Source organism: Aeromicrobium sp. Root472D3 (assembly GCF_001426485.1).
Classification (GTDB): domain Bacteria; phylum Actinomycetota; class Actinomycetes; order Propionibacteriales; family Nocardioidaceae; genus Aeromicrobium.
Map to the genome: position 1 here is coordinate 2,266,219 of NZ_LMET01000001.1, position 7,087 is coordinate 2,273,305.

The 7,087-nt window shown below is 72.3% G+C and carries 5 protein-coding genes and 1 pseudogene; 5 read left to right on the forward strand and 1 reads right to left on the reverse strand.

Annotated features, from left to right (window positions below; all coding sequences use genetic code 11):
• Nucleotides 1-11 precede the first annotated feature (11 nt).
• Nucleotides 12-1,826 carry a DUF2207 domain-containing protein gene (locus tag ASD10_RS11140; RefSeq protein WP_056608274.1) on the reverse strand — a complete coding sequence of 605 codons (1,815 nt, stop codon included), beginning with the start codon at nucleotides 1,824-1,826 and terminating at the stop codon, nucleotides 12-14.
• A gap of 94 nt (nucleotides 1,827-1,920) precedes the next feature.
• On the opposite strand from ASD10_RS11140, the gene argG reads away from it, so the two are divergent.
• From argG to ASD10_RS19340, 5 genes and pseudogenes are all read left to right on the forward strand, one after another.
• Nucleotides 1,921-3,351 carry an argininosuccinate synthase gene (gene argG, locus ASD10_RS11145; RefSeq protein ID WP_056608278.1) on the forward strand — a complete coding sequence of 477 codons (1,431 nt, stop codon included), beginning with the start codon at nucleotides 1,921-1,923 and terminating at the stop codon, nucleotides 3,349-3,351.
• Nucleotides 3,351-4,397 (forward strand): N-acetyl-gamma-glutamyl-phosphate reductase, encoded by a 1,047-nt coding sequence (argC, locus tag ASD10_RS11150; protein ID WP_056608281.1) that lies wholly within the window; start codon nucleotides 3,351-3,353, stop codon nucleotides 4,395-4,397. The genes argG and argC overlap by 1 nt, the downstream gene beginning before the upstream one ends.
• On the forward strand, nucleotides 4,394-5,545 hold the full coding sequence (gene argJ, locus ASD10_RS11155) for a bifunctional glutamate N-acetyltransferase/amino-acid acetyltransferase ArgJ (RefSeq protein ID WP_056608284.1): 1,152 nt from the start codon (nucleotides 4,394-4,396) through the stop codon (nucleotides 5,543-5,545). Before argC ends, argJ begins: the two co-directional genes overlap by 4 nt.
• On the forward strand, nucleotides 5,542-6,519 hold the full coding sequence (gene argB, locus ASD10_RS11160) for an acetylglutamate kinase (RefSeq protein WP_056608287.1): 978 nt from the start codon (nucleotides 5,542-5,544) through the stop codon (nucleotides 6,517-6,519). The genes argJ and argB overlap by 4 nt, the downstream gene beginning before the upstream one ends.
• A 38-nt stretch (nucleotides 6,520-6,557) precedes the next feature.
• A pseudogene (locus ASD10_RS19340) lies at nucleotides 6,558-7,087 on the forward strand (aminotransferase class III-fold pyridoxal phosphate-dependent enzyme); the annotation flags it as partial.

Below are 7,087 nucleotides of genomic sequence, written 5' to 3' on the forward strand. Positions count from 1 at the left end.
GCCGTGCGGGTCTACCAGGAGCCGCCGCCCCCTCCGCCGCCGCCACCGCCACCGCTGAAGCCGCCCCCGCCGCCGCCCGACGAGGACGACGACTGGGTGGCCGAGTAGGCGCTGACGGCACCGGCGAGCGAGCTCTCGAAGCCCGAGAAGTCGTCGCCGGCGCGCGAGCCGCCCGACCCGGCGGCGACCCCGCCGGCGACGAAGGCCGGCGTGGGGGCGGGTGACCCCGTCGTCATCTCGTACTTGCGGGCCCACCGGTCGGCGCAGTCGAAGGCGACGGCGTACGGGACGTACGCGGTGTAGAGGTCCTTCTCGCCGCTGAAGTCGAAGCGGTCCTTGGCCGAGGGCGTCGAGAGCATCCGTTCGAAACCGCCGGACCTCGACCACAGGTCGCGTCCGAGCGGGGTGCGGCGCTTGCCGACGCCGGCCGTCAGCAGACCGGCCCCGCCGAGCGCGAACCCGGCGAACGGCAGGGCGTACACCGCGGGCAGCGGGCCGGCCAGGGCCACGACCCCGACGGCGATCATCAGCACGAACGACGCCACGACCGTGACACGGGCCGCCGTCTCGGACGCGACGGTGCGCTGGGCGCCGATGCCCGCGGCCCAGCGGTCGACGACGTCCGGCAGCCCGTCGCGCGTCTGCTTGAGCGTGGCCCCGGCCTCGACGGTCGTGCGTCCGGCCCGGAACGTCTCGCCCGCCCGCGTCACGCCGAGCGACTCGCCCACGAACCGCGAGACGTCGTCGGCTCGCGACCAGGCCTCGTCGTCGCCGACGCCGGTGACGGTCCACGTGCCGTCGTCGTCGTGCGACAGGGTCGTGAGGCCCTGCTCGGCCTGGTGCAGCAGCGTCGCGACGAGTCCGCGGTCCGGCACGTCCTCGGTCGTCAGGTACGCGGTCTGCACGGGGCCGAGTCCGGGCGGCGGCTCGTACGTGACGGGCAGGCCCGGCGGGTCCTCGCGCGACCTGCGGTCGAGCACGTAGCCGCCCGCCGCCAGGGCGGCCGTCAGCGCGAGGACGACCAGCAGCGCGGTGCGCGAGCGTCCGAGCGTCCCGTCGGCGCGCACGCTCCACGGCACCGTCACCTGGTCGGGAGCCGGCACCGGCAGGGCGACACGCACCGTGACGGGCGTGCGCGGGGGCACCGAACCGGTCGTGAGCGTCACGCCGTCGGTGCCGGCTCCCTCGACGGAGCACGGTCCGAGCCCCGTCGTGCCGTACCCCGTCACGCACTGCACCTGCTCCGAGGCGCCCGGCAGCGTCAGGCGGATCGTCGCCTTCTCGATGGCCATCTGCCAGCCCTGCGCGACGACGTTCCAGTAGAAGACCGATCGGGACGGGCTGTCGTCGGCCCAGCTGGACGATCCCGAGGTGCCGTTGCCGGCCGTCGTGGGGGACAGGACGCCGTCGATCAGGTAGCTGATCGTGTAGGTGTGGGTTCCGGCCGACACCGTCGTGTCGGGGTCGCCGATCTTCGCGACCCGCAGCCGCCGTCCCTGCTCCCACGAGAGCTCGAACGGCACGTCGCGCCCGTCGAGCTCGACCCGGACCTGCTCGGGCTCGAGGCGCACGTGCGGGTCGCGGGGGTCGGCGAGGTCCCAGAACCGGAAGATGCCGTGGCGACCCGCCGGGAACTCGGTGGTCAGGGTCTCCTTGGCGACAAGCGTCCCCTCGGCCGTCACGACGTAGTCGCCGGCGTAGTCGGTGATGCGGACGGGATCGGGCCCCGTGGCCGTCTCGTCGCTCGCGATCGTCGCGGCGAGGGGCAGCAGCAGGATGACCGCTGCCACCACGAGCACGACGACGCGCAGCAGGATCCGCTTCATGGCTGCATCCTAGGGTGAGGGAGACGCCCCCGACGGGGGTTCGCGCCGACCCCCTGCCTGCAAGGTCTTGCAGAGGTGTGCAAGAATGTGAGTCATGTCCAAGGTCCTCACCAGTCTTCCGTCCGGCGAACGCGTCGGCATCGCCTTCTCCGGAGGGCTCGACACCTCCGTCGCCGTCGCGTGGATGCGCGACAAGGGCGCCGTCCCCTGCACCTACACCGCCGACATCGGGCAGTACGACGAGCCCGACATCGCCGGCGTGCCGGGCCGCGCGATGGAGTACGGCGCCGAGCTCGCGCGTCTCGTCGACTGCAAGCGACCGCTGGTCGACGAGGGCCTCGCGGCCCTCGCGTGCGGTGCGTTCCACATCCGCTCGGCCGGCAAGACGTACTTCAACACGACCCCGCTCGGCCGCGCCGTCACGGGCACGCTGCTCGTGCGCGCCATGAACGAGGACGGCGTGAACATCTGGGGCGACGGCTCGACGTTCAAGGGCAACGACATCGAGCGGTTCTACCGCTACGGCCTCCTGGCCAACCCCGAGCTGCGCATCTACAAGCCGTGGCTCGACGCCGCGTTCGTCAGCGAGCTCGGCGGTCGCACCGAGATGAGCCAGTGGCTCGTCGCGCACGACCTGCCGTACCGCGACAGCCAGGAGAAGGCGTACTCGACCGACGCCAACATCTGGGGCGCGACGCACGAGGCCAAGACCCTCGAGCACCTCGACGTCTCGCTCGAGACCGTCGAGCCGATCATGGGCGTCAAGTTCTGGGACCCGTCGGTCGACATCGACGCCGAGGACGTGACGGTCTCGTTCGCCGAGGGGCGTCCGGTCGCGATCAACGGAGTCCGGTACGACGACCCCGTCGCCCTCGTGCACGAGGCCAACGTCATCGGCGGACGGCACGGGCTCGGCATGTCCGACCAGATCGAGAACCGCATCATCGAGGCCAAGAGCCGCGGCATCTACGAGGCGCCCGCGATGGCGCTGCTGCACATCGCCTACGAGCGGCTGCTCAACGCGATCCACAACGAGGACACGATCGCGAACTACCACGCGCACGGCCGCCGCCTGGGCCGGCTGATGTACGAGGGACGCTGGCTCGACCCGCAGGCCATGATGCTGCGCGAGTCGATCGAGCGCTGGATCGCGTCGCTGGTCACCGGCAGCGTGACGATCCGGCTGCGGCGCGGCGAGGACTACTCGATCCTCGACACGCAGGGCGAGAACTTCTCCTACCACCCCGACAAGCTGTCGATGGAGCGCACCGACAACGCGGTGTTCGGCCCCACCGACCGCATCGGGCAGCTGACGATGCGCAACCTCGACATCGCCGACTCGCGGGCCAAGCTCGAGATGTACGCCGCCCAGCCGCTCGACCAGGGACAGGTCCTGGTCGAGAACGGCACGCTGTTCGGCGACCTGCCGGCCGGCGGCGCCGTGCGCATCGAGGCCAACCCGGCCGCCGCCGGCGAGGACGAGCACGCGCTCGACGCCGCCGCGATGGAGCTGGGGACCGACTGATGGCCACGGTCTCGGTCGCCGTCGTCGGCGCCAGCGGCTACGCCGGCGGAGAGGTGCTGCGGCTGCTGCTGTCGCACCCCGACGTCGAGATCGGCGCCCTCACGGCCGCCTCGAACGCGGGGACGGCGCTGGGTGCCCACCACCCGCACCTCGTCCCGCTCGCCGACCGCGTGCTGCAGCCGACGACGCCCGAGGTCCTCGCGGGCCACGACGTCGTGTTCCTCGGCCTGCCGCACGGCCAGTCCGGCGCGGTCGCGGCGCAGCTCGGGGACGACGCGCTCGTGATCGACCTGGGTGCCGACTTCCGGCTGCAGTCGTCCGACGAGTGGACCGAGTTCTACGGCGGCGACCACGCGGGCACCTGGCCGTACGGGATGCCCGAGCTGATCGTGGGCGAGGGACGCCAGCGCGACGCGCTCGCGGGCGTCCGCCGCATCGCGGTGCCGGGCTGCAACGTCACGGCCGTGACCCTCGGCATCCAGCCCGCCGTCGCAGCGCAGCTCGTCGCACCGACCGACATCGTCGCGGTGCTGGCCAACGGCTACTCCGGCGCGGGCAAGGCCCCCAAGGCCCACCTGCAGGCCGCCGAGGGCCTGGGCGCGGCGTCGCCGTACGGCGTCGGCGGCGTGCACCGTCACGTCCCCGAGATCATGCAGAACCTGCGGCAGGCCGGCGCCGACGAGGTCACGATCTCGTTCACGCCGACGCTCGTGCCGATGGCGCGCGGCATCCTGGCCACCACGACGGCGCGGCTCGCCGACGGCATCGACCTCGCGGTCGTCCGCGCGGCCTACGAGGTCGCCTACCGCGACGAGCCGTTCGTCCACCTGCTGCCCGAGGGGCAGTGGCCGACGACGGCCGCGACGCTCGGCGCCAACACCGCCCAGCTGCAGGTCGCGGTCGACGAGCGCGCACGGCGTCTCGTGGTCGTCTCGGCGATCGACAACCTCGTCAAGGGGACGGCCGGCGGCGCCATCCAGTCCATGAACCTCGCTCTGGGTCTCGCCGAGACCACGGGCCTCTCGACGATCGGACTCGCACCATGAGCGTGACAGCAGCCCAGGGATTCACCGCGCAGGGCGTCCCCGCCGGCCTCAAGTCGACGGGTGCGCCCGACGTCGCGGTCGTCGTCAACCATGGCCCGTCGACGGCGGCCGCGGCGGTGTTCACGAGCAACCGCTGCAAGGCCAACCCCGTGCTGTGGAGCCAGGAGGCCATCAAGACCGGCTCGGCGGTGGCCGTCGCGATCAACTCGGGCGGCGCCAACTGCTACACCGGCGCCGAGGGCTTCACGACGACGCACCGCACGGCCGAGACCGTCGCCGAGATGCTCGGCATCGGCGCGGTCGACGTGCAGGTCGCGTCGACGGGCCTGATCGGCCTGCTGAACGACCGGGAGGCGCTGCTGTCGGGCGTCCGCGCGGCCGTCGAGGGGCAGAGCGCCGACGGCGGCCACACCGCCGCGACGGCGATCATGACGACCGACACCGTCGCCAAGGAGGCGGTCGCCCGCGGCGACGGCTTCACGGTCGGCGGCATGGCCAAGGGCGCCGGCATGCTGGCCCCCGCCCTCGCGACGATGCTGGTGGTCGTCACGACCGACGCCGACGTCGACTCCGCCACGGTCGACGCGGCCCTGCGTGCCGCGACGGCCCAGACGTTCGACCGGCTCGACTCCGACGGCTGCCAGTCGACCAACGACACGGTGCTGCTGATGGCGTCCGGCGCCTCGGGCACGACCCCGGACGCCGACGCGTTCACGGCGGCCGTGACCGAGGTGTGCCGCGATCTCGCGATGCAGCTGCTGGCCGACGCCGAGGGCGCCGACCACGAGATCGCGATCGAGGTCGTGGGCGCCGCATCGGTCGACGACGCGCTGGAGGTCGGCCGCTCGGTCGCGCGCAGCAACCTGTTCAAGTGCGCGATCTTCGGCAAGGACCCCAACTGGGGACGCATCCTGGCCTCGGTCGGCACGACGCAGGCCGCCTTCGACCCCGCCGACCTCGACGTCGCGCTGAACGACGTCTGGGTCTGCCGCAGCAGCGGCCCGGGGGAGTCCCCCGACGCGATCGACCTCGAGGCCCGCGCGGTCACGGTGACGATCGACCTCAAGTCCGGCGACCGGTCGGGCACCATCTGGACCAACGACCTCACGCAGGCCTACGTCCACGAGAACTCGGCGTACAGCTCATGACACCTGACTTCGACCCGGCCGACCACGAGTGGGCGCCCGACGACTGGAAGGAGGCGACCGACAAGGCCGCCACCCTCGCCAAGGCCCTGCCGTGGCTGAAGAAGTACCACGGCAAGGTCATCGTCGTGAAGTACGGCGGCAACGCCATGACCGACGAGAGCCTCAAGCGCGCCTTCGCCGAGGACATCGTCTTCATGCGCCTGGCGGGCTTCAAGCCCGTCGTCGTCCACGGTGGCGGTCCGCAGATCAGCCGCATGCTCGACCGGCTCGGCATCGAGTCGGAGTTCCGCGGCGGGCTGCGCGTCACGACGCCCGAGACGATGGACGTCGTGCGCATGGTGCTGACGGGCCAGGTCGGACGTGAGCTGGTCGGGCTGCTCAACCAGCACGGCGACCTCGCGGTCGGCATGTCGGGCGAGGACGGCGGCCTGTTCACGGCTCAGCGGACCATGCCGGTCATCGACGGCGTCGAGACCGACATCGGGCTGGTCGGCGAGGTCGTCGGCGTGCGTCCCGAGGCCGTGCAGGACCTGATCGACGCCGGACGCATCCCGGTCGTCTCGACCGTCGCGCCCGACGCCTCGGGCCAGGTGCACAACGTCAACGCCGACACGGCCGCCGCCGCGCTGGCCGTCGCGCTGGGCGCCGAGAAGCTGCTCGTGCTGACCGACGTCGAGGGCCTGTACGCCGACTGGCCGAACAGCTCCGACGTCATCGGCGAGATCAGCCCCGAGTCGCTGGCCGAGCTGATCCCGACGCTGTCGACCGGCATGATCCCCAAGATGGCCGCCTGCCTGAAGGCCGTCGAGGAGGGCGTCAAGCGCGCCACCGTGATCGACGGTCGCGAGCCCCACGCCGTCCTGCTCGAGATCTTCACCGACGAGGGGGTCGGCACCCAGGTCGTGCCGGGCGCGCCGACGCGCATCCGCACGGCCCTGTACTCGACCAGCGTCGACAAGGAGACCCCGTCATGACGACCGCCGAGTGGACCGAGCGCTACCAGGGCGCCGTCATGAACACCTTCGGCCCGCCGCAGACCGTGCTGGTGCGTGGCGAGGGCTCGCACGTGTGGGACGCCGACGGCCGGCAGTACCTCGACCTGCTGGCGGGCATCGCGGTCAACGCGCTGGGCCACGGCCACCCCGCGATCGTCGAGGCCGTGACGACCCAGCTGACCACGCTGGGCCACACGTCCAACTTCTTCGCGACCGAGCCGCAGGTGCGGCTCGCCGAGAAGCTCGTGCAGCTCGTCGGCCACGACGCGCGGGTGTTCTTCACCAACTCCGGTGCCGAGGCCAACGAGGCCGCCTTCAAGATCACCCGGCGCACGGGTCGCACCCGCGTCGTCGTGGCCGAGGGATCGTTCCACGGACGCACGATGGGCGCTCTGGCGCTGACGTCCAAGGAGGCGTACCGCGCCCCGTTCGAGCCGCTGCCCGGTGACGTGACGTGGGTGCCGTACGGCGACGCGGCGGCGCTCGAGGCCGCGGTCGACGACACCGTCGCGGCGGTGCTGGTCGAGCCGATCCAGGGCGAGGCGGG

Coding starts and splice junctions, on each gene's coding strand:
- argC (WP_056608281.1), top strand. CDS start 3,351: ATGGCCACGGTCTCGGTCGCCGTCGTCGGCGCCAGCGGCTACGCCGGC.
- argG (WP_056608278.1), top strand. CDS start 1,921: ATGTCCAAGGTCCTCACCAGTCTTCCGTCCGGCGAACGCGTCGGCATC.
- argB (WP_056608287.1), top strand. CDS start 5,542: ATGACACCTGACTTCGACCCGGCCGACCACGAGTGGGCGCCCGACGAC.
- ASD10_RS11140 (WP_056608274.1), bottom strand. CDS start 1,826: ATGAAGCGGATCCTGCTGCGCGTCGTCGTGCTCGTGGTGGCAGCGGTC.
- argJ (WP_056608284.1), top strand. CDS start 4,394: ATGAGCGTGACAGCAGCCCAGGGATTCACCGCGCAGGGCGTCCCCGCC.